Below are 19,608 nucleotides of genomic sequence, written 5' to 3'. Positions count from 1 at the left end.
TGGAGCATCGAGTCGCCCGGGCCAGCGAGCAGGGCCGCAGATCTCACCGCGCCATCACCGTCACCACCACGTGTAAAACAAACCCCGGTCCATAACACGGTCGTCCTTCTGAATCCTCAATCCGCCAGATAGACGCCACCGTACAAGTCTCGTGAGGTGCGGCAAACGATACGCTGATGCGCACCGGTTGCCCGGGCAGGGTCTCGGCGATGGGGATTTCCCGATGCAGGCTGTTGAGGTGCGCGTCCATGATCACCTCCAGGGATGATCCGCCAGGAGGGCGGCGGGCGATCACGTATTCGCCGTCGACGCGTACCAGTTTGCGGCCACGCCAGGGGCGCGATCCCAGGTTTTGGATCTCCCAGGTTTTTTCAAAGACCTCTCCTGGCAGCACCACGGTGTGGTCGGGGGTTGTGACATCGGCGTTGAACACCGCTACATCACTTGGGTCATTGAAGCCCGTTGACCGATTGGTACTGGTCAGTGACGAAGCGGTGGGTGGCGCTCCAGCCAGGTCAGCGAAATAGCGAAACAGCAGCAAGGGTGATACTTGAAGCACCTTGGCCAGTTTGACCAGGATGCGCACCGAAGGATCCTTGGAGTTGCCGTCGGCCAGGCCATACAGGTAGGTCCTGGAGATACCCGCTTCCTTGGCCAGGGTTGTCATGGTCTTGCCCAGTTCTCGGCTGCGTCGCACAACCAGTGATTTGAGGGTGTCCCGCGTTCTTATGCTCATAGTGGAGGTTGGTATCCATTTTAAGATAGCCATCTTCAACGTGTGCGCTAAAAAAGACAAATTGCCCGTCACAACGAGCCTGTTGCCATTAAGACTTAATGCCTGCCGGCGAAGTTATCAGGGACGGCGGAGAAAACGCATCCAACGTCGTAGTTGTTTGCATGCCTGCGCATGAAGCGGTTGTTGCGTTGCTTCCACCTACCTACGGAGATCCCCCATGAATCAGATTAAAAGCTGCTGTGAATCCATTGCTCGCTCGGGGTTTGGCACCTTGCAAATCCCGGATGCCTTGCTGCGAAGTTACAGAAAAATTCTCGATGGGTATTCATCCGTTCCTGCCGCAACCAAAGCTTCGTTCAGTTTTGCCTCGGACACGGATGGGTTTTTCCCATTTGGTGCAGAGTACTCACAGGTCGAAGACCAACCGGATATGTGCGAGCGCTTCTGTTATTGGTCGGCACACCAGGCCAAGCACCATGGACACGAGTTTCTGCGCAGTGAGTTTTTCGCGGCGATAAATGACTATGAAACACAGATTAATGAATTGGCCCAGCAATTGATGGATGGCATCTGCGATGAGTTTGGGGTGCCGCCCCTTGCGCCATTGCGTGCTGCGTCATATTTGCAACGTTGTGTATACGGCACGCAGGCTCCCCAGGTTCAACGCCAGTTTGCCCAGGACCCCCATGAGGACGGGCATATGCTGTCGTTCATCAAGCCGAACCGCGATGGGTTGGTGCTTGTCCGGGGGCGGTCTCTAGAGCCAGTGCGCTTACTGGATAACGAAATGGCTGTACTAGCCGGTTCGTTACTGACTGAGCTGTCGGACTGCTCCATCCCGGCGGCCTACCATGCCGTCCTTACTCCCCAACACCCCGTAGCTCGTTGATCTACTTCGTCAACCCGAGTACCGAGCAGAGGCTGATGGGTTTCTATCGCCGGCAGCCGATCAACCTGAACGGGGTCGCCAATGCCCGGCCTACCAGCTTCGGCAATCACCCCCTTCAACTTGCTTGAATAATAAGTGCCCAAACACGCCATGACCCTTTACTTCAACACGCTGTACCTTGAAGGCCTGTTATTGGGTATTGGTTTGTTCGCCGCACCCGGCCCCAAAGACACCCTGGTGATTCGCCAGGGTGTCAGTCGCGGTCCTGTCTGGGGGGTAGTGGCCATCTGTGTATTGGCCGATATCGTATTAATCGCCCTCGGTGTCAGCGGTTTGGGATCCCTGTTGAGCAGTCGCCCCGGTCTGGTGCCGTTGATGTTGCTGGGCGGGGCGCTGTATCTGCTGTGGTTCGGCGGGCAACGATTGCTAGCCTGTATTCGCGATCAATCCATGCCTGAGGTCTTGAATGCCGGTGGTCGCACGCGGGGGCTGTTGCTGAACGCGCTCATGCTCGGTTTTGCCAATCCATATGCCTGGCTGGATACCGTGGTGTTGATTGGCTCCATCGGTGCCGCCAAACCTCTGGACCAGCAAACTTTTTTTGCCTCGGAGGCGATGACGGCGTCTTTGCTCTGGTTTGTCGTTCTGGCCCTAGGTAGCCAGCGGTTGACGGTGTTGTTCCGCTCCAACCAGGTCTGGCGGCTGCTGGATGCCGGGGTCGCACTGTTAATGGTCTACCTGGCCTATATGTTGGTCGGGGACTTTCTGGCGTTGCAAGCTACTTAGGCACCCGCCTGAGCTTTGCCTTGATGAAAAGTCCTTTTATAACCCCCGATAGTCCGTCTCATCCCTGTCTGCGTTCTCATGAACGACAACCCGGGACGCCCTTCGGCGCACATGAAGATGCGCTTGTGGCGAGGTTTGCATGGCAGTGCATCTCAGGACATTGTTCGTAGGGGCCCATGCCCCGTCCAGCGTTTGAACGCTCGGCGAAAATTGTGAGCGTCGCTGAACCCGACCTCGTAGGCCACTTCATCGAGTGTCAGGCGTGAGTTGTTCAATAAGGACAGCGCGCGGTGCTTGCGCAGATCGTCCAGTATGGCCTGGTAGGACACGCCGTATTCCGCCAGCCGACGACGCAAGGTCCGATCGCTCATGCACAGTTGCGAGGCGACGGATGACAGGCTTATGGTCGTGCTTAGGTCACGGCGCAGGATTCGTTCAATGGACTCGATGAGCTCATTCTCGCTGGATTGGCGTTGTGTACTCATTTCAAGCAACTCCAGTACTTGCCTATTGCTCAGCGAATCATGTTTGGCGATGGCATTGCCCAAGGTGGCGCTCAACATGGCATCGCCAACCAGGCCCATTGAAACGATGGTTTCATCGGCGTTCATGTCTGCCAGGCTGCGCAGCAAACTCGCCGGCAAGTCGGCTTTGGCGTAGCGAGACGATGCGGTAGGTTATTTGCCAAGCATCAGTCGGGTCACCAGGCGCGCTAGCTGCCCGTAGGGGGCCGAGACTTTGTCGACGATGTTCAAGCGGCTCACCTTGAACACGCCTCGGGCGTGGGACAGGCGAACAAACCCTTCATACCCGTGATAGGCACCGGTCCCGCTGTCGCCTACACCACCAAAGGGCAGATCATCCTGGGTGGCGTGCAACATCGTGCCGTTGATCGTTACGCCGCCGGAACGCGTCTGCTCCAGCACCCGATCAACGAACGCGGCGTTGTGCGAAAAGCAATACAGGGCCAGCGGTTTAGGGCGAGCGTTGATAAAATCGATGGCCTGGTCGAGGTTGTCGTAGGCAATGATTGGCAGTAACGGCCCGAAAATTTCTTCGCGCATCACGTCTGCGTCGAGCGGTACATCAGTGAGGAGGGTGGGCGGAATCTTGCGTTCATCGGTCTTGCTGAGCGAGCCGTGCTGCCAGATCCTGGCGCCAGACGCACGGGCCTGGTCGATCATTTTCAACAGGCGTTCGTAGTGACGCGAAGAGATGATGGTGGTGTAGTCCGGGTTCCCTTCAATCGTCGGGTACAGCGTTTTCGCAGCGTCCACCCACTCAGCCGCGAACGTGTCGACGAGGTGACGCGGGATCATCACATAGTCAGGTGCTACACAGGTTTGACCCGCGTTGAAGAGTTTGCCGATGGCCACCAGACGTGCAACTTTCTTCAAAGGGAAATCAGCACCAATCACCACCGGCGATTTACCCCCCAGTTCAAGTGTCACCGGGGTCAGGTTGCGCGCAGCGGCAGCCATGACCTGACGCCCGATATTCGTCGAGCCGGTGAACAGGAGGTGATCGAAGGGCAGTTCACTGAAGCGACCGGCCAGGGCCGCATCGCCCGTCACTACCGTGACTTGCTCGGCAGGGAAGGTCTCTCCGATCAGTCGCTTGAGCAGTTGCGCAGTGCGCGGCGTCAGTTCCGACGGTTTGATCATGACTCTGTTGCCAGCCGCCAGGGCTTCTACAAGCGGTGCCAATGTCAGCGTCAGCGGGTAATTCCACGGTGCCAGAATGCCCACGACGCCAAGCGGTTGATACATGACTTTGGCACTTGCCGGCTTGAATGCCACGCCGACCTTGCGTGTGCTGGGGCGCATCCAGGCTTTGAGGTGAGAGCGAATATGCTTGATGCCGTTGACGATGGGCATCAGCTCGCTGAGTTTGGTTTCGGAAAATGAACGATTGCCGAAGTCTGCACAGACCGCTTCCAGGAGCAGGTCCTGATTGGCTTTGACCAGGTGCAATACGGCATTCAAGTCTGCGATGCGTTGTTTATAGGTGGGTGCGCCGTTCGTGCGAACGGCTTGCTGCTGCGCTTTAAATAGTGGCGTGAGTTCGTCGGTGTGAATGAGCGAAGGAGGCGTTATGCGTGCTGGATGATTCATGGGTTGTTGTCCCTTTGGCGCTGTGCCCTGAGGAGATGACTTGGCAGATGTGAGAATCGATACCGTCAGAAAAAATGTTTACCTTCGCCACGATAAGTGGGAACACGATTCATCACTTGCCCGTTGCGGATAAGCAGAAGTTCATTGAATCGCTCGCAGAGTTCGCCGGCCTTGGCATGACGGAACAGGACGGGGTCACCGATGTTCAACGGACGTGTCAGGGTGTGGCGCAATGGGGTTTGCACCTCGCCGGCAGCCTCGTTGTCGATCAGCCTGCAACCGGTGGGCAACCAGGGTTGGGGCAAACGGTCTTTGCCGGCTGGCCCGGAAGCGATGTAGCCGCCGCCGGAACAAACCATCACGCCCGGATCCTGGATGCGCGTGACGGTCAGGGCAAACCCGGCGGCAGGCAGCAGTTCAAAATCGCGGTAGTGGTCGAATAGCATGGGTGCATAAAGCCCGGAACCTGCGGCCAACTCGGTGACCGAGGCGTCGTCACGGGTGCTCTCGAAACTACCCGTTCCACCGCCATTCACAAATCGCAGCGTATGCCCCGCGCCCAGCAACGCTTTCACGACCTGCTGGCGTCGCCTGTTAACCTCTCGAATGGATCTTCGCTTGAGGCAACGGATGACGGCATTCTTCAAGGCTTGCCCCGGCACATTGTCCATCAGGCCGGCGATCTGCCCTTCGTATCCCATGAGCCCTTCAAGCACGACGCCCTGGCGTGCGGCAATGTGATCAGCCAACTTCAGCGCACTGGCGACATCCTTGATGGGGGAGCGGTGTACGCCAAAATAAAGACCGGGAAAATCCGACGACATGTCCAGATCGATGGACAGCGGGATGACGACGCCTTCTGCCATACCTATTTCATTAATCGCCATGACTTGCGACAGATGATCGACCATCAAGGTGATTGATCGGCCCTGGCGAAGTTGATGGGCGACGTTTCGAATGTCCCTCCCATCGACCGTGGGGTAAGCCACGACAATGTCGTCAAATCCCTGGCCAGCCAGCCAGGCGGCTTCTGCTGCGGAGTAACACAGCAAGCCCTTCATAAATGGCCCGGCAGCCATAATCGTGCGAATCATCTCCACGCAGCGCACCGACTTGGTGACCAGCCGCACAGGCAGTTGACCCGCACGCAATCCCATTCGGTGCAGGTTCATCAATAAATGGTCCAGATCAATGAAGGCGGCAGGCAAATGTTGGGCGGCCAAGACTCCACAGTAATAGTTGTAATCGCGGACGGAGTCTTTCAGGGCGGGTTTTGCGTCTGAGCTCATGAGCTTTCCGATGGGATCAACGGGTGAAGGATTGGCGCAACTTGTCTCGTACGATCAAGCGTAAAGGACGCCAACGGGCTCAAAAAGGGCAGGCAGGAACCATCAGGGGGTCTTAAGAGGACAGCATCAGACATTTGCTGCCGAATAACCCGTCCTCCCGCACCAGCAGTTTGACGGCGTCTGCAGGTGGGGAGTGGGACGAATTGAAGGTGAGGGGGGCAGGTGAGAACTGCCGGTCATCCGGCCGCATCGACGGGGCCGATCCGGTCCAGATGACTGACTATCATCGCCGCCACCATGGCGCAGACTTCCTTGGGGTCCAAGGTCTCGTCAAATAACAGCTCAACTGTCGCGTGGATCATCTCTACGGCAACTCTGGCGACGGTTGAAAGGGTGTGCGGATCAGCCAACGGAAAGGACGCCGTCATGATTTGTGCTTGGGCGCTGGCAACTCGACGGTGGGAGTCGAGCCTGACGTGTTCCAAGGCTGGGACCGCCCGTAGCGCCTTGAGAATCCACATCCCCCCCAAGGTCGCCTGTGTCACCCGATAGGTATCCAGAATCAGGTCGGCGAGTGCCTGCTCCAACTGATCTGGGGTGCCGGTCAACAGGTCTTGCGTGATCCAGTGACCGATTCTTTCGTTCTGCTTTTCTAGCAAACGCTCGCCCAGCACGCTCAGCAAGGCGTACTTGTTGGGGAAGTAGCGATACAGCGCCGGCGGGGTGAGGCCTGCGCGCTCACACACCAGGTTCGTCGACAGGCGCTCTATTCCTACGTCACAGAGGGTTTCAGCCGTCGCCGCGAGAATTCGCTCATAGGTTTCGGTGGCCCGCTGCTGCGCGGGGAGTTTTTTGCGTTCCGGTGCCTCTGCGCTGGCAGCGGCAGGAGACGGCAGGGTTTTTAGCTTAGCCATGGGTGCCCTTTACGAAAAAAAATGAAAGCAAGGATAGCAGGGTAAAAAAATAGTTGATTCGCCCCATAATGATAGTTATAACTATCGTGTAGCGATGACTATCATATCCGATAGGTCGTTTGTGTGACGGTCTTTCTAACTTTCTAAAACAAAAAATAGGGGTACGGCTATGAACGCACGGCAATTGCTCTTCCTCTCTCTGGTTTTGATGTGCTCCACCAGAAGCTTTGCAGGGACTGGCCCGCTGGACGCCAAAGGACTATGGCTCACCGCAGAAAAGGATGCGGTCATCAAGCTCGACGATTGTGCGACGAAGGTTGGCGCAATCTGTGGACAGATCGTTTGGGTAAAGGACGCCGCATCAGTCACGAGTGATTGCGGTGTCCAGATCATGCAATTGAATCGTTATGAACAGGACGCCTGGCGCGATGGGTGGGTCTACGACCCTCGCGATCATAAAAAATATAAAGGCATCGTTCGAGTCAAGGAAGGTTATCTCAACGTAAGGGCTTTCGTCGGTGCCGAGATTCTGGGCAGGACAGAGCAATTCGAACATATCGACACACTGCCTCCTACACCGGTTTGCAAATTGTAAACCTGACCTTCTTGGTGGGAGAACATCATGCGTGCAACGATTATCCATCACTCGATGGCGGCCTTGCTGCTGTCCATCGTAACCCCCTCGCTGGTTCTGGCGGACGAATTTGCCAGCTATGCAGTGGATGTCACGGCAAAGATCAGTTCCGACATTCGGACTCGCGGCGTATCCGACTCGTTGAATCGACCGGGCGCCAAAGTCACCGTTCAGATCGCTCATGAAAGCGGCTTGGTGGCGCTCGCAGAATTCACAACAGTGAGCAAAAAGCAGTTCCTGGAGGGCGACGGCGCCGGGGTACTGCTCGCGGGCGGCTATCGCTTCGGCGACCCAGATGCCTGGCACTTCGGCCTGGGGCTGGCGAGCGAAATGTTTCCCGGCGCCCAGTTCAGGGCCCCAAATAAATTCGACTCTGACACCTCCACGCTGACAGACGAGCGCACCACAAACTACAACAGCCAGTTCGCGGTGTTGGAAATGGGCTACGGCGCACTGGAAGGGCGGGTCGCCCGGGTGCTTTCAAAAACCTATCGCGGCGCCAATACCGGAGGCGTCTGCGGGACGCTGTTGCAGTACCGCGAAGACCCGACAAAAGGGCTGGAGTGTTATGCCAAGGGCGATCGCAACTCCCGCGGCAGCATGCTCTATGACCTGGACTACAAATACGAGCTGGGTATTAACACCACGTTGAAACTGCACGCCGGTTACCAACAGATCGAGAACTTCTCCGAAGCGAACTTTGCCGATTACAGCGTGGGCCTGGTGCATCGCTGGTTGGGCTTTGACTGGGGGGTTGATTGGGTGACCGCCAAGACCCGGGCTCGCGAGTTGTACCTGGCCGACGATGATGGACACACGCGGGCGACGGACGACGACAGTTGGGTCTTTTCGGTTTCCCGTCTATTCTGAGTATCTCTTTATGACCTCGCTATTCTTTTCTCAGGAGCCTGAAACGGCGACTGGGCTGGAGCAACTCGTCCTTGCGGTCGATCTCGGGACGTCTGGCTGCAAGTGCGCGCTGGTTTCTCTTGACGGAGAAATACGTGCATGGGCCTTCCACAGTGTGCCCTTGCATGTCAGTGGCTTGAGTGCCGAGCAGGAGCCGCAGGATTGGTGGAATGCTTTCATGCGCGGCGCCACTGAATTGCTCGGCAGCGATAGGGTCAGGCGCCGACAGGTGATTGCCGTGTGCTGCTCGACCCAAAGCGAGGGGACGGTCTGCGTTGATCGGGATGGGGTGGCCATTGGTCGAGCGATGCTGTGGCTGGACAAGCGCGGGGCTGCGGCAGTCAAGCGTCGTATGGGTGGGGGGCGGTTCAGTCTGTCCGGTTATGACCCTCTCAAGCTCTGGCGTTCATTGCGCTTGACCGGCGGGGTCGCGTCATTGTCCGGCATGGATTCGGCCGGACACATGGCGTATGTCCTTGACCATGAGCCGCTGCGATATGAACAAACCCACAAGTTCCTGAATGTGCTCGACTACATGAACTTGCGGTTGTCCGGTCGGTTTTGCGCCACGGGTGATTCGATACTGACGTCCTGGATCACGGATAACCGCGACCCTCATCGCATTCGTTATGACGACAGCCTGGTACGGGCCCTCGGTGTTGACGCAGGCAAACTGCCGGAGCTGGTGAGCTCGACCGAAGTCATCGGTCATCTGCTTCCCGAACTGGCCGATGCGCTGGGGCTTTCTCGAGAGACCCAAGTGGTGGCTGGTGCGGTAGACACTTCTGCCGTGGCAGTAGGGGCCGCGGTGAGTGATTACGCCTCGCACCTGTATTTGGGAACATCCTCCTGGGTGGGCGCTCATGTGCCGTTCAAGAAGTCCAGTGTCCGCCACCACATTGCGGCCGTGCCGAGCGCCGTCAACGGCCGGTACCTGGCCTTGGCCATGCAGTCGGCCGCCGGGGCAAACCTTTCGTTTCTACGAGACAAGGTGTTGTATCACCCGGACGAGTTGCTCAGCGACGAGCAACAACCGGATGTGTATGCCTTGCTGGACCGTATTGCGGCAAGGGTACCGCCAGGCGCGCGAGGGCTGATTTACACGCCCTGGCTGTGTGGCGAACGGTCCCCGGTCGGTGACCCGAGCCTGCGTGCAGGTTTGTTCAATCTGAAACTCGAGCATTCACGAGAAGACATCATTCGTGCATTCATGGAAGGCGTCGCCCTCAACACTCGATGGATGCTGGAGCCTTTCTCGCGTTTCCTCGGCCGATCGAACGAGGTCATCGTGGCCACGGGCGGTGGCGCCCAATCGGATGTGTGGTGCCAGATCATGGCCGATGTCACCGGCCATGTGATCCAGCAACCCGACAACCCCATCCAGACCAACGCCCGTGGTGCTGCGTTCATCGCCGCGGTCGCCCTTGGGAAGTTGCAGTTCCAAGACCTGCCCACCTTGCAACGGTCCCATCGGCTGTACGAGCCCTCGCGCAACACGCGAGCACTTTATGACGATCGTTTCGCCACGTTCAAGGAAGTGCGCAAGCGGCTTGCTCCGCTTTATCGCCGCTTGAACCCATCGCAGGAGACTGCCTCATGAGCAATGTTCAACAGAGAATTGTCGACTTATCGCGTCATCTGTCACGGCGCGGTTTTTTCGCCGCCACCGGTGGAAATCTGGCATTGCGCATTGACGCGCTGCATATCGCCGTCACGCCGTCGGCCACCGATTATTTCAGCATGCGCCCTGAAGACGTCTGCGTGCTGCGGCTCAAGGACCTGGTACAAATATCGGGTGAGCGTGCGCCCTCTGTCGAAAGCGGCCTGCATGCCAAGATTTTGCGCAATCGCCCGGATGTGAATTGCAGCATCCATACCCATCAACCGCTGGCCAGTGCCTGCACGCTGCTGGGTAAACCGTTGGAAGTCGGTTACCCGCAGCTATGGAAATCACTGGGCCAGCGTATCCCACTGGTGGGCTATGCCCCTTCAGGGACCCGTTGGTTGGCGAGCAAGCTGGAGCGGGCCATACGCCGCGAATACAACGCCTACCTGATGCGCAACCACGGTGTGCTTTGTTGTGGTCCGGACATCGATACGACGTTAGGTCGCCTGGAAGACCTCGAGACGCTTTGCCGCAATCATCTGGTGGACCAGATCAATGCGCATGCACGAGACCGACCTGAATCGCAAAGGGCTGTGGCGCGTTTGATCGACGCTTTGGCCGTGGCCTCATCTCACGCTGTCAGCAGCCCACAGAATCTTTCAGAGACTCAATCATGAACGAACCTCTTCATTCTTCGACCCTGTCCCAGATGAATTCGCCAGCCGTTTCAGAGTGGCCCGATGTCGACACCTTGTATCGGCGTTTCGATGAGCTGGTCAAACAACCCATCCGCCCGTTGAAACGGGAGGCGTTAAGCAAGGTCATGGGCTATTTCGATGAGCGCTGCCAAGGCTCCAAGCGTCTCTCGGAGGCGGCGAAAAAAGTCATACCGGGTGGTGTGCAGCACAACCTGGCGTTCAATCATCCGTTCCCACTCGCGATCTCCCAGGCCAAAGGCGCTTACCTGACGGATGTCGATGGCAACCGTTATATCGACTTTCTGCAGGCCGGTGGGCCGACCCTGTTGGGCTCCAATCACCCGGCCATCCGCGAACAGGTCAACCGGATTCTCGATGAATGCGGGCCAGTCACCGGTTTGCTGCATGAATATGAGGTCAAGTTGGCCGAGCTGGTCTGCGAACTCATGCCTGGGGTGGACATGGTGCGTTTACTGGGCTCCGGTACCGAGGCGGTGATGGCCGCTGTTCGCCTGGCTCGCGCGTATACCCGCAAGAAATGGGTGATCAAGATCGGTGGTGCGTACCACGGCTGGAGTGACCAGCTTGTCTACGGGATGCGCTTGCCCGGCACCGGCCGGATGGAGGCGGTGGGCATTCCGCGTGGCGTCACGGCGCATACCCAGGAGAGCCCGCCCAATAATCTGGACGCGTTGCGTCGCAGGTTGCAGATCAACCGACTGCGCGGTGGCACCGCTGCCGTGATGGTCGAACCCTTCGGGCCTGAAAGTGGAACCCGTCCAGTCCATCCAGACTTCAATCGACAGTTACGCAAACTGTGTGACGAGTTCGGCGCGCTGTTGATTTTCGATGAAGTGGTGACCGGTTTCCGTGCCGGGTTGGGCGGGGCGCAGGCGTACTTCAACGTCATGCCGGATATCACCGTGCTGGGTAAGTGCCTGACCGGCGGTTATCCGATGGCAGGTGCAATTGGCGGGCGCAGGGATGTCATGCAATTGCTTGCGGGCGGTATCGGCACCTCCGCGCGGCGTGCCTTTGTCGGCGGGACACTGTCGGCCAACCCGCTGTCGTGCGTGGCAGGTTATTACGCCTTGCTGGAGGCCCGGCGTCTGGACGCACCAGCAGTGGCCGGGCGTGCCGGCGACCGGATCCGTAAAGGCCTTGAGGAAATCATAAACCGCCGTGGCTTGCCGTATGTGGCTTACAACATGGGCTCCATCGTGCACTTGCAAACATCGGGTGTATTGCTGCTCGACACCAGCAATCCGCTGAAGCTGCTACGGGCCCGTAACGAAGCGAAAACCCGCAAGCACATGATGGAGGAAATGGGGGCTGCCTATACGGCCCATGGCCTGATCACCCTCGCGGGGAGCCGGATTTACACGAGCCTGGCCGATACCGACGAGGTCATCGACGAGGCGCTCGAGCGATTCGACGCCGTTTTCCAACTGGTGTGAGGAGCGCGTGATGCGAGACGTACTTCGACAACAATGGCTGGACTTGCGGCAACGGCTGAGCACCCAGGTCAATCTGCATTCCAGCCTGTCCTTGCGGTTACCAGGCGAGGCGGGGATGTGGCTGGGGACTCTGGATAGCGCTGAGCCGCTCAGGGTCGACTGGGCCGTAGCATCCCAGGACGACAGGCAGACCCATGTGACTATTTACCAAGCACGTCACGATGTGGGCGCGATTCTTGTAGGGGGTGGTGCGTTCGGCAATTGCCTGGCCGATTTCGGCGGTGTCATGCCGATCCTGTTTGATGAGCAGGCACGGCACATCGGGCACATGGGCCCGCCAGCCGGCAAGGAGCAGGAGCTGCCCAAAGCGCTTGAGCGCGGCGCGAATGCGGTATTTATACGCGGCGTGCCGGTGTGCCTGGGCACCACCGGCACCAGGATGGCACTTAACGCCGAACTGTTTGAAAAGTGTGCCAAGGCTTATACCCTGGCGAAGGCTTCGGGTGCGCAGCTCACCCGGTTGCCGTGGTGGGTGGCTTTCATCGCCAATGGTCGCTTGATCAAAGACGAGAAACGAGCAGCTCAGTGCTTTGCCAGCGGGCAACTGCCGCCGGAAAGTCGTGGGTACTGAAAAATTCCAAGAGGCATAAAGCTCATGCACATGACGTCTGCTGTTTCTCGTAAGCACCTTGGCGCTGCGCTGACATTGGGTTCAGTCGCCGTATTGATGGTGGGATTGCAACCTTTGTTGTTGGGTGAATTGCTGGCAGAGAACCGTCTTTCGTTGGAAGGGGTCGGGCTGGTGGCGATGGGAGAGATCGTCGCGTTGGGGCTCGGGGTGATCCTGGGCGACCTGTTGCGATCGGTGATCAACCTGCGGTTTCTCACGATAGTTGCCGCCTTGTCCGCCGCGGGGCTGGATTGGGTGACGGCAACCACCTGGGGAGATACCGAACTCATGGTGGTACGTGCCCTGGCCGGATTGGCCGAGGGGTTATTGTTGTGGGGGGCTGTCAGTCTGATTGTCCGAGGGCCGGCACCGGACCGTGTGTCAGGGGTATTCATGGTCGTCCAGACCCTGGCCCAGGGTACCATCGCTGCGATCCTCGCCTTTTGGGTTCTGCCACGGGAAAGCGTTGCCGGGGGCTTCATTTTTCTGGCGTTGGTGTCTGCATCCGCAGTGCTTTTGGTCCGTTGGCAACCCTCCCGTTTGGCTGCCCTGGCTGATATGGAACAGGCGCCTGGCTTCACTTGGGAAGTGCGGCACGGCTTGCTGCTGGCCCTTGTGTTTATGCAGCTTTCAGCTATCGGTGCGCTCTGGGCTTACCTGGAACCGTTGGGCAAGTACGCCGGCCTGGATGCGCAGAGTGCTCAGTTATTGGTCTCGGGCACGTTATTCATGCAGGTGCTGGGTGGTTGTCTCGGCATCCTGCTGGTGCGCAGGGTTTGCGATTATAAAATGCTCGGCGTTGCCGCCATTTTGTTGGGCGCCATTGCAATGGCCATGGACCTGCCAGCCGGCCAAAGCACCAAAGTGTTTTTGATGCTCTGCGGTTTTTTTGGCCTGGTTTACCTGATGCTCACGCCGTTTCAGGTACGCATTGCTCTGCAGCTTGATCCGTCAGGACGGGTGGCCGCACTGGTCCCGGGTATGCAACTGTTGGGTTGCGCCTTTGGGCCATTGGTCGCCTCGCAATGGGTGGCGGGTGACTATGTCCAGCCTGTCGTCTTTGTCAGCACCATTTTCTCGCTGGTGGCTCTTGCTCTATTGGGCTTGCTACGCCGATGGCCTGTTCCCCGGCATGTCAGTTTTGAAGGGAAGGTGGTACTGATCGTCGGCGCTTCTTCCGGGATGGGGCGTGGTCTGGCCCTGCGCTTGGCGAAGGAAGGGGCTCAAGTGGTCGCGACCGCCCGACGTCAGGAACAGCTCGACGAGCTTTCGCGTGAAATCATCGGGCTGGGTGGCAAGTGCCTGGTGCACGCCGCCGATGCGCTGGACGAGAAGGCTGCCGCCGGCCTGGTCACCGAGGTCGTGGCGCGCTATGGCCGCCTCGATGTGGTGGTGCTCAACGCCGGTGGCGCACCGGCACTGGACATGCGTCAGATGCAGGCTTCGCAAATCACCGCGTATATGCGCTCAAACTACGATGTGGCCGTCAATTACCTGTTTCCTGTCCTTGAGCAGATGAGTCTGCAGCGTCACGGATTGGTGGTTCATACCAATTCACTGGCGGGCTTTTTGGGGGTTCCTCTCCAAGGTCCGTACAGCGCTGCCAAGGGAGCACTGCGCTTGCTGATAGACACCTGCCGCATCGAGTTCGGTGACAGAGGCATCCGTTTTCTCTCGATTTATCCAGGCTTTGTGGCTACTGCCCATACCGCAAACGATGGTATGCCGGCCCCGATGGAGATATCCGAAGCGAAGGCCGTTGCGCATATGTTGTATGCCATGCGTAGCAAGCGCTGGGACTATTTGTTCCCTTGGACATGGAGGTGGCTGATCCGGCTTTCGAGGATTCTGCCCAAGTCTGTAACACTGTGGATACTGCGCCGGGAGTTGGCGGGGACGCACTGAGCTTTAACGCTGTTGCATCAGGGTTTCAGCGCATTGACCAGACGTACCATGGCCGTTTCGATTTCATAAGCGGTCAGGGACGAATAGCCCAATAACCATCCTTGTTTCTTCTCATCGCCGGCGTACAGCCGGCTAAGGCCGGGCAGCTGAACGCCCGCAGCGGCGGCTTGGCGCAGGGTCTTTTCCTCCGACCAACCATCGGCCAGCAAGCAGGGAATTTGCAGTCCGCCTTGGGGGCGTGCGGCCGTCACAATGCCGTCCAGGTGCTTGTCGATGGCATCGAGCATGACTGCACGGCGTCCGGCGTAGAGTTTGCGCATGGCTCGGACGTGGGAGTTGTAGTGGCCGTCTTCCATGAAGCGCGCGAGGGTCAGTTGAAGGACCTGTGGTGTGTGGCCATCCATGATGCTGCGCGCGTAGGTGAAGGCTTTGACCAGCTCGAAAGGCACCACCATGTAGCCCATCCGCAACCCCGGATAGAGCGTCTTGCTGAAGGTGCCGAGGTAGATCGTGCGCTGGTATTTGTCCAGTCCCTGCACGCACGCGGTCGGCAGCCCGTCGTAGTGGAACTCGCTGTCGTAGTCGTCCTCGATGATCCACTTGCCGTGCTCGGTTGCCCAGTTGATCAGCTCGAGTCGGCGTTCCAGCGCTAAGGTCGCCCCGGTGGGGTATTGATGAGAGGGCGTGACATAAACGCAATTGGCGCCGCTGCGGTCTGCCTGCAGCAGGTCCGTACGTATGCCCAGTGCATCGACGTCAATGGGCATGACCTTGGCCTCCGCCGTTTCAAAGGCTTTCTTGGCGCCGTAGTAGCCCGGGTTTTCCAGCAAGATCGGTTTGCCGGCGTCCACTAGCAACTGGGCGCACAGGAACAGGGCTTGGCGAGTACTGCTCAACACCAGGATCTGGTCGGGGGAGCATTTGGCTCCGCGTTCGAGGTTCAAGTAGGTGGCGATCGCCTTGCGCAGCGGCTCGGCACCTTGCGGGTCGCCATGCAGCAGGACGTTGCCCCGATAGTCCTTCATGACCTGGCGTTGCAGGCGCTCCCAGACATCGGTGGGGAAGGTGCGGGTTTCCGGCAGACCTGTGGCAAAAGCCTTGATCACCTGTTGATCGCAAACGCCACCACTGTCGAAAATCATCCGGCCGCGCCGGCTCAAGCCCGATCCTGGCGCGGCCTCGCTGCGCTTGGTGTCTTGCATTTTCATGCGCCGGCGCGCTGCCCCGCGCAATTGGGGACCTACCGTCTCGCAGACATAGCTGCCCGAACCTTCGCGCCGCACGATGAATCCATCACGCTGCAATTGCACATAGGCGTTCTCGACTGTGTCGCGGGCAACGCCGAGCGTCTTGGCCAGAACCCGGGTCGCCGGCAGCCTCAGGCCAGGATCAAGGGAACCTTCGAGGATCAGTGCACGCAGTGCACGTTGAATTCGTTGGTGCAGATCCAGCCGCTGAAACTCGGCATCGTTGAGCCGCATTTTCAGCGTCTCGAACTCGAAGGTTTTTGTCATGCGGTCTGCCCTGTATGGATAAATTGGCCTGAAAAGGCAGACCATTCTATCCGTAGACTCTGTCCATCGCTATTGCCTTTGTGCTCGGCGATCTATCGCTTGGTGGGCAACTTTGAGCAGGGCTGGATTAAGGTATGGCAAGGTCACACAACTTCAGCGCAGGGCCAACCGCGCTGCCGCTTGAAGTGCTTCGGCAAGCGCACGAAGAGTTTTTCGACTTCGCTGGCACCGGCATGTCGGTGATGGAAATCAGCCATCGCTCAGAGGTGTTCATGGAACTTGCCTATCAGGCCGAACAAGACCTGCGGGCGATTCTGCAGGTGCCCAGCCAGTACAAAGTGCTGTTCGTGCAGGGCGGCGCCTCGCTGCAGTTTGCCCAGGTGCCGATGAACCTGTTGGGCAACAAAGGAACTGCGGACTATCTGCATACCGGGCTCTGGTCGGGCAAGGCCATCCAGGCTGCTCAGCGCTACTGCGACGTTCGTATCGCTGCCAGCAGCAAGGCTTCTGGCTTTGATCGCATCCCCGCCGTGACGGACTGGAACCTCAACCCGAACGCCGCCTACCTGCACTACACGGAGAACGAAACGGTGCACGGCGTGCAATTCGCCGGTGCGCCATGCGTGTCGGTTCCTCTGGTCTGCGACGCCTGCTCAAGCCTGCTCTCCAAACCCATTGATGTGGCCAAACACGGCCTTATCTATGCCGCCGCGCAAAAGAACATGGGGCCGGCGGGCCTTACCATCGTGATCATTGACGCCGCGCTACTCGATGCCGCACTGGAGGTCACCCCCGACATTCTCAATTACGCGCACATCGCCAACGCGGAATCGATGCTCAATACGCCGGCAACCTTCCCCTGGTACCTCACCGGTTTGACACTCAAGTGGATTCAACGCTGCGGTGGTATCGAGAAGATCCACCAGACCAACCAGGCCAAGGCCGAGCTGCTGTATCGCACGATTGACGACAGCGACGGGTTCTATCGCAACAGTGTGCAAGCGCCGTTTCGCTCGATCAACAACGTGCCGTTCGTGCTCGCCGATACCGCGGTTGAAAAGGACTTCTTGCGCCTGGCCGATCAGTCCGGATTCAAAGGCCTCAGGGGCCATGCCTCGGTTGGTGGCGTCAGGGCCAGCATCTATAACGCGGTCACGCTGCTGGCGGTCGACGCATTGACCGATTTCATGAAGGACTTCGCTCGCGTGCATGGCTAGGCAAGGACCGCCGCAGGCCCGTCAAGTGGTCTGGTTTCATGCGCAAAAGTGTATGGGCAAAACAGGCCATTTCAGCGCTATAAATCACTTTCCAGTCGAGGCCAAGTACCTCGCTTTGCAAGGAGCAAAGTAAAGCCATGCCTTCTTCAACATCCAAGTCATCTGTTCGCCTCAGCGATCTCATTCATCCGATTGTCGCCGGTCTGATCTCGGTCATTGTCAACTATGGCGGCACCTTCATTCTGGTCTTCCAGGCAGCCAAGGTAGCTGGGCTGAGCCCTGAGTTGACAGCTTCGTGGGTGTGGTCCGTATCGATTGGCGTGGGTGTTACCGGGCTGTTCCTCAGCTGGGTTTCTCGCGAGCCGATCATCACCGCCTGGTCGACACCCGCGGCGGCATTCCTGGTCGTCGCCCTGGCCACCACGCCCTATGCCGAGGCGGTGGGCGCGTACATGATCTCGGCCGCTGCCTTCGTGCTGCTGGGCTTGTCCGGCTACTTCGAAAAAGTCATCCGACTGATCCCGCCGGGTGTGGCCGCAGGGCTGCTGGCCGGTATCCTGCTGCAGTTTGGCATCGGTGCTTTTGGCGGCATGAGCATTGACCCGATGCTGGTCGGGTTGCTGATTGTTGCCTACATCCTGCTCAAACGTTTTACCGCACGTTACGCGGTGGTGGGCATTATGGCATTGGGGCTGGCCTTCCTGCTGATTCAGGGACGTTTCGATTTGTCGGGGCTGGGGCTGCAACTCGCGGCACCAGTGTTCACCCTGCCTGAGTTCTCGCTCAATGCTTTGCTCAGTGTCGCGCTGCCGCTGTTTCTGATCACCCTGACCGGTCAGTACATGCCTGGCATGCTGGTACTGCGCAACGATGGATTCAGCACCAGTGCCAATCCGATCGTGACCCTCACCGGGTTGGGTTCCTTGCTCATGGCGCCCTTTGGTTCCCACGCGTTCAACATCGCGGCGATTACAGCAGCCATCTGCACCGGCAAGGAGGCCCATGAAGAACCCTCCAAGCGCTGGATCGCCGGCATTGCTGCGGGCGTCTTCTACATCCTCGTAGGGGTCTTCGGCGTGACCCTCGCTGGGGTGTTCATGGCCTTCCCGGCAGCCTTCATCACTACTCTGGCCGGGCTCGCCCTGCTGGGCACCATCGGCGGCAGCCTGGCCAGTGCCATGGTCGACGCCAAATCCCGCGAAGCCTCGCTGATTACCTTCCTGGCTGCTGCCGCCAACATCACTTTGTTCGGGATCGGTGGGGCGTTCTGGGGACTGCTGATTGGTCTGGTGGCGTACGCCGTACTCAACGGCCGTTTGCCGCGTCGCGAGCCGGTCTTCAATCCTGCTGCCGAGCCTGTCACCCGTAAAGGAGCTGCCAACTGATGCAAGCCCGTATTGAAGAGGTCACCGCAGTCGACACCCTGACCCTGTACGAGTGCCACGGCCGCTACCCGCAGGCCCATAGCGTCGAGGACTTTCGCCGTAATCTGGCTGCAGTGCAGCGGCGCATCGCCAGCGCCTGCCAGCGTGTCGGTCGTGATCCAGCGAGCGTGCGTCTGCTGCCGGTAAGCAAAACCTTTGACGAAGCACATCTGCGCCTGGCCTACGCCGCAGGCTGCCGGCTACTGGGCGAGAACAAGGTGCAGGAGGCGCAGCGTAAATGGGAAGCCATGGCTGACCTGGCCGACCTGCAATGGTCGGTCATCGGCCATCTGCAAACCAACAAGGCCAAGCAGGTGGCTCGTTTTGCCTCCGAATTCCAGGCACTGGACAGCCTGCGTGTGGCCGAGGCACTGGACCGTCGCCTGCAAATCGAAGGTCGGCAGCTGGATGTGTTTGTCCAGGTCAATACCTCCGGTGAGATCAGCAAGTACGGCCTGACACCCGAAGAGGTCGGCAGTTTTTTTCGTGCCTTGCCTGCGTTCTCTGCGCTGCGTGTGCGAGGCCTGATGACGCTGGCACTGTTCTCTGCCGACGTCGCCCGTGTCCGCCCTTGTTTCGTGCTGCTGCGCGAACTGCGCGAGCGCCTGCGCCAAGACGCACCGGCCGGTGTCGGGCTGGAGGAGCTGTCCATGGGCATGTCCGGTGATTTCGAAATCGCTATCGAAGAAGGGGCGACCGTGGTGCGTGTCGGTCAGGCCATCTTCGGCGCACGCGCCATGCCGGACGCCTATTACTGGCCTACGGCGGATGCCAACCCCGTGGCTGGCGCGAATCGGCTTTTGTCGTAGCAGGCACTGCAACAAGTTCATTTCCCAATCCACAGGA

The 19,608-nt window shown here is 58.8% G+C and carries 18 protein-coding genes; 12 read left to right on the top strand and 6 right to left on the bottom strand.

The window, feature by feature from the left end; all coding sequences use genetic code 11:
• Window positions 1-43 precede the first annotated feature (43 nt).
• Window positions 44-736 (bottom strand): NBR1-Ig-like domain-containing protein, encoded by a 693-nt coding sequence (locus tag ACA047_RS15820; protein WP_497350777.1) that lies wholly within the window; start codon window positions 734-736, stop codon window positions 44-46.
• 217 nt (window positions 737-953) lie between these two features.
• On the opposite strand from ACA047_RS15820, the gene ACA047_RS15815 reads away from it, so the two are divergent.
• Together ACA047_RS15815 and ACA047_RS15810 are read left to right on the top strand one after the other, a co-directional pair.
• Window positions 954-1,625 carry a 2OG-Fe(II) oxygenase family protein gene (locus ACA047_RS15815; RefSeq protein WP_497350775.1) on the top strand — a complete coding sequence of 224 codons (672 nt, stop codon included), beginning with the start codon at window positions 954-956 and terminating at the stop codon, window positions 1,623-1,625.
• 135 nt (window positions 1,626-1,760) lie between these two features.
• Entirely contained in the window at window positions 1,761-2,411 is a 651-nt protein-coding gene (locus ACA047_RS15810; protein ID WP_497350773.1) for a LysE/ArgO family amino acid transporter, read from the top strand.
• Window positions 2,412-2,563: 152 nt separating this feature from the next.
• On the opposite strand, the gene ACA047_RS15805 is transcribed toward ACA047_RS15810, so the two are convergent.
• The 4 genes from ACA047_RS15805 to ACA047_RS15790 all read right to left on the bottom strand — a co-directional run bounded on the left by ACA047_RS15805 (window position 2,564) and on the right by ACA047_RS15790 (window position 6,728).
• Window positions 2,564-3,055, bottom strand: coding sequence for a helix-turn-helix transcriptional regulator (locus ACA047_RS15805; protein ID WP_497350771.1), 492 nt, complete (start codon window positions 3,053-3,055; stop codon window positions 2,564-2,566).
• A 33-nt stretch (window positions 3,056-3,088) separates the two neighbouring features.
• The gene (locus ACA047_RS15800) at window positions 3,089-4,525 is read right to left on the bottom strand and encodes a coniferyl aldehyde dehydrogenase (RefSeq protein ID WP_497350769.1); all 1,437 of its coding nucleotides are present in this window, start codon (window positions 4,523-4,525) and stop codon (window positions 3,089-3,091) included.
• A 65-nt stretch (window positions 4,526-4,590) separates the two neighbouring features.
• On the bottom strand, window positions 4,591-5,814 hold the full coding sequence (locus ACA047_RS15795) for an amino acid deaminase/aldolase (protein WP_497350767.1): 1,224 nt from the start codon (window positions 5,812-5,814) through the stop codon (window positions 4,591-4,593).
• A gap of 236 nt (window positions 5,815-6,050) precedes the next feature.
• Window positions 6,051-6,728 (bottom strand): TetR/AcrR family transcriptional regulator, encoded by a 678-nt coding sequence (locus ACA047_RS15790; RefSeq protein WP_497350765.1) that lies wholly within the window; start codon window positions 6,726-6,728, stop codon window positions 6,051-6,053.
• 169 nt (window positions 6,729-6,897) lie between these two features.
• Between ACA047_RS15790 and ACA047_RS15785 the strand changes: the two genes are divergently transcribed.
• The 7 genes from ACA047_RS15785 (at window position 6,898) to ACA047_RS15755 (ending at window position 14,607) form a co-directional block, all read left to right on the top strand.
• A complete protein-coding gene (locus ACA047_RS15785) occupies window positions 6,898-7,323 on the top strand; it encodes a DUF2147 domain-containing protein (protein WP_497350763.1) in 426 nt (141 codons plus the stop codon).
• A 27-nt stretch (window positions 7,324-7,350) separates the two neighbouring features.
• Complete coding sequence (locus ACA047_RS15780) at window positions 7,351-8,232, top strand: TorF family putative porin (RefSeq protein WP_497350761.1); 882 nt, start codon at window positions 7,351-7,353, stop codon at window positions 8,230-8,232.
• A 10-nt stretch (window positions 8,233-8,242) separates the two neighbouring features.
• Window positions 8,243-9,871: a xylulokinase gene (locus tag ACA047_RS15775; protein WP_497350759.1), complete on the top strand. Its 1,629-nt coding sequence runs from the start codon at window positions 8,243-8,245 to the stop codon at window positions 9,869-9,871.
• Window positions 9,868-10,554 (top strand): class II aldolase/adducin family protein, encoded by a 687-nt coding sequence (locus tag ACA047_RS15770; protein ID WP_497350757.1) that lies wholly within the window; start codon window positions 9,868-9,870, stop codon window positions 10,552-10,554. The genes ACA047_RS15775 and ACA047_RS15770 overlap by 4 nt, the downstream gene beginning before the upstream one ends.
• A complete protein-coding gene (locus ACA047_RS15765) occupies window positions 10,551-12,032 on the top strand; it encodes an aspartate aminotransferase family protein (protein ID WP_497350755.1) in 1,482 nt (493 codons plus the stop codon). Before ACA047_RS15770 ends, ACA047_RS15765 begins: the two co-directional genes overlap by 4 nt.
• A 10-nt stretch (window positions 12,033-12,042) precedes the next feature.
• Window positions 12,043-12,663, top strand: coding sequence for a hypothetical protein (locus tag ACA047_RS15760; RefSeq protein ID WP_497350753.1), 621 nt, complete (start codon window positions 12,043-12,045; stop codon window positions 12,661-12,663).
• 117 nt (window positions 12,664-12,780) lie between these two features.
• Entirely contained in the window at window positions 12,781-14,607 is a 1,827-nt protein-coding gene (locus ACA047_RS15755; RefSeq protein WP_497350751.1) for an SDR family NAD(P)-dependent oxidoreductase, read from the top strand.
• A 17-nt stretch (window positions 14,608-14,624) separates the two neighbouring features.
• On the opposite strand, the gene pdxR is transcribed toward ACA047_RS15755, so the two are convergent.
• Window positions 14,625-16,121 carry a MocR-like pyridoxine biosynthesis transcription factor PdxR gene (gene pdxR, locus ACA047_RS15750; protein WP_497350749.1) on the bottom strand — a complete coding sequence of 499 codons (1,497 nt, stop codon included), beginning with the start codon at window positions 16,119-16,121 and terminating at the stop codon, window positions 14,625-14,627.
• A gap of 134 nt (window positions 16,122-16,255) precedes the next feature.
• On the opposite strand from pdxR, the gene serC reads away from it, so the two are divergent.
• The 3 genes from serC (at window position 16,256) to ACA047_RS15735 (ending at window position 19,571) form a co-directional block, all read left to right on the top strand.
• Window positions 16,256-17,338, top strand: coding sequence for a 3-phosphoserine/phosphohydroxythreonine transaminase (serC, locus tag ACA047_RS15745; RefSeq protein ID WP_497350747.1), 1,083 nt, complete (start codon window positions 16,256-16,258; stop codon window positions 17,336-17,338).
• A 137-nt stretch (window positions 17,339-17,475) separates the two neighbouring features.
• Window positions 17,476-18,723, top strand: a complete 1,248-nt coding sequence (locus tag ACA047_RS15740; protein WP_497350745.1) for a benzoate/H(+) symporter BenE family transporter — start codon at window positions 17,476-17,478, stop codon at window positions 18,721-18,723.
• The gene (locus tag ACA047_RS15735) at window positions 18,723-19,571 is read left to right on the top strand and encodes a YggS family pyridoxal phosphate-dependent enzyme (protein WP_497350743.1); all 849 of its coding nucleotides are present in this window, start codon (window positions 18,723-18,725) and stop codon (window positions 19,569-19,571) included. The genes ACA047_RS15740 and ACA047_RS15735 overlap by 1 nt, the downstream gene beginning before the upstream one ends.
• Window positions 19,572-19,608 lie beyond the last annotated feature (37 nt).

The organism is Pseudomonas sp. LBUM1664, from assembly GCF_059695895.1.
Note: the sequence above shows the minus strand (reverse complement) of the source record. Positions and strands in the feature narration are given on the sequence as shown.

Excerpts from the sequence above, each read along its gene's own strand:
- ACA047_RS15795 (WP_497350767.1), bottom strand. The coding sequence starts at position 5,814 with ATGAGCTCAGACGCAAAACCCGCCCTGAAAGACTCCGTCCGCGATTAC.
- pdxR (WP_497350749.1), bottom strand. The coding sequence starts at position 16,121 with ATGACAAAAACCTTCGAGTTCGAGACGCTGAAAATGCGGCTCAACGAT.
- ACA047_RS15770 (WP_497350757.1), top strand. The coding sequence starts at position 9,868 with ATGAGCAATGTTCAACAGAGAATTGTCGACTTATCGCGTCATCTGTCA.
- ACA047_RS15780 (WP_497350761.1), top strand. The coding sequence starts at position 7,351 with ATGCGTGCAACGATTATCCATCACTCGATGGCGGCCTTGCTGCTGTCC.
- ACA047_RS15820 (WP_497350777.1), bottom strand. The coding sequence starts at position 736 with ATGAGCATAAGAACGCGGGACACCCTCAAATCACTGGTTGTGCGACGC.
- ACA047_RS15760 (WP_497350753.1), top strand. The coding sequence starts at position 12,043 with ATGCGAGACGTACTTCGACAACAATGGCTGGACTTGCGGCAACGGCTG.
- ACA047_RS15775 (WP_497350759.1), top strand. The coding sequence starts at position 8,243 with ATGACCTCGCTATTCTTTTCTCAGGAGCCTGAAACGGCGACTGGGCTG.
- ACA047_RS15735 (WP_497350743.1), top strand. The coding sequence starts at position 18,723 with ATGCAAGCCCGTATTGAAGAGGTCACCGCAGTCGACACCCTGACCCTG.
- ACA047_RS15790 (WP_497350765.1), bottom strand. The coding sequence starts at position 6,728 with ATGGCTAAGCTAAAAACCCTGCCGTCTCCTGCCGCTGCCAGCGCAGAG.
- ACA047_RS15815 (WP_497350775.1), top strand. The coding sequence starts at position 954 with ATGAATCAGATTAAAAGCTGCTGTGAATCCATTGCTCGCTCGGGGTTT.
- ACA047_RS15785 (WP_497350763.1), top strand. The coding sequence starts at position 6,898 with ATGAACGCACGGCAATTGCTCTTCCTCTCTCTGGTTTTGATGTGCTCC.
- serC (WP_497350747.1), top strand. The coding sequence starts at position 16,256 with ATGGCAAGGTCACACAACTTCAGCGCAGGGCCAACCGCGCTGCCGCTT.
- ACA047_RS15740 (WP_497350745.1), top strand. The coding sequence starts at position 17,476 with ATGCCTTCTTCAACATCCAAGTCATCTGTTCGCCTCAGCGATCTCATT.
- ACA047_RS15765 (WP_497350755.1), top strand. The coding sequence starts at position 10,551 with ATGAACGAACCTCTTCATTCTTCGACCCTGTCCCAGATGAATTCGCCA.
- ACA047_RS15800 (WP_497350769.1), bottom strand. The coding sequence starts at position 4,525 with ATGAATCATCCAGCACGCATAACGCCTCCTTCGCTCATTCACACCGAC.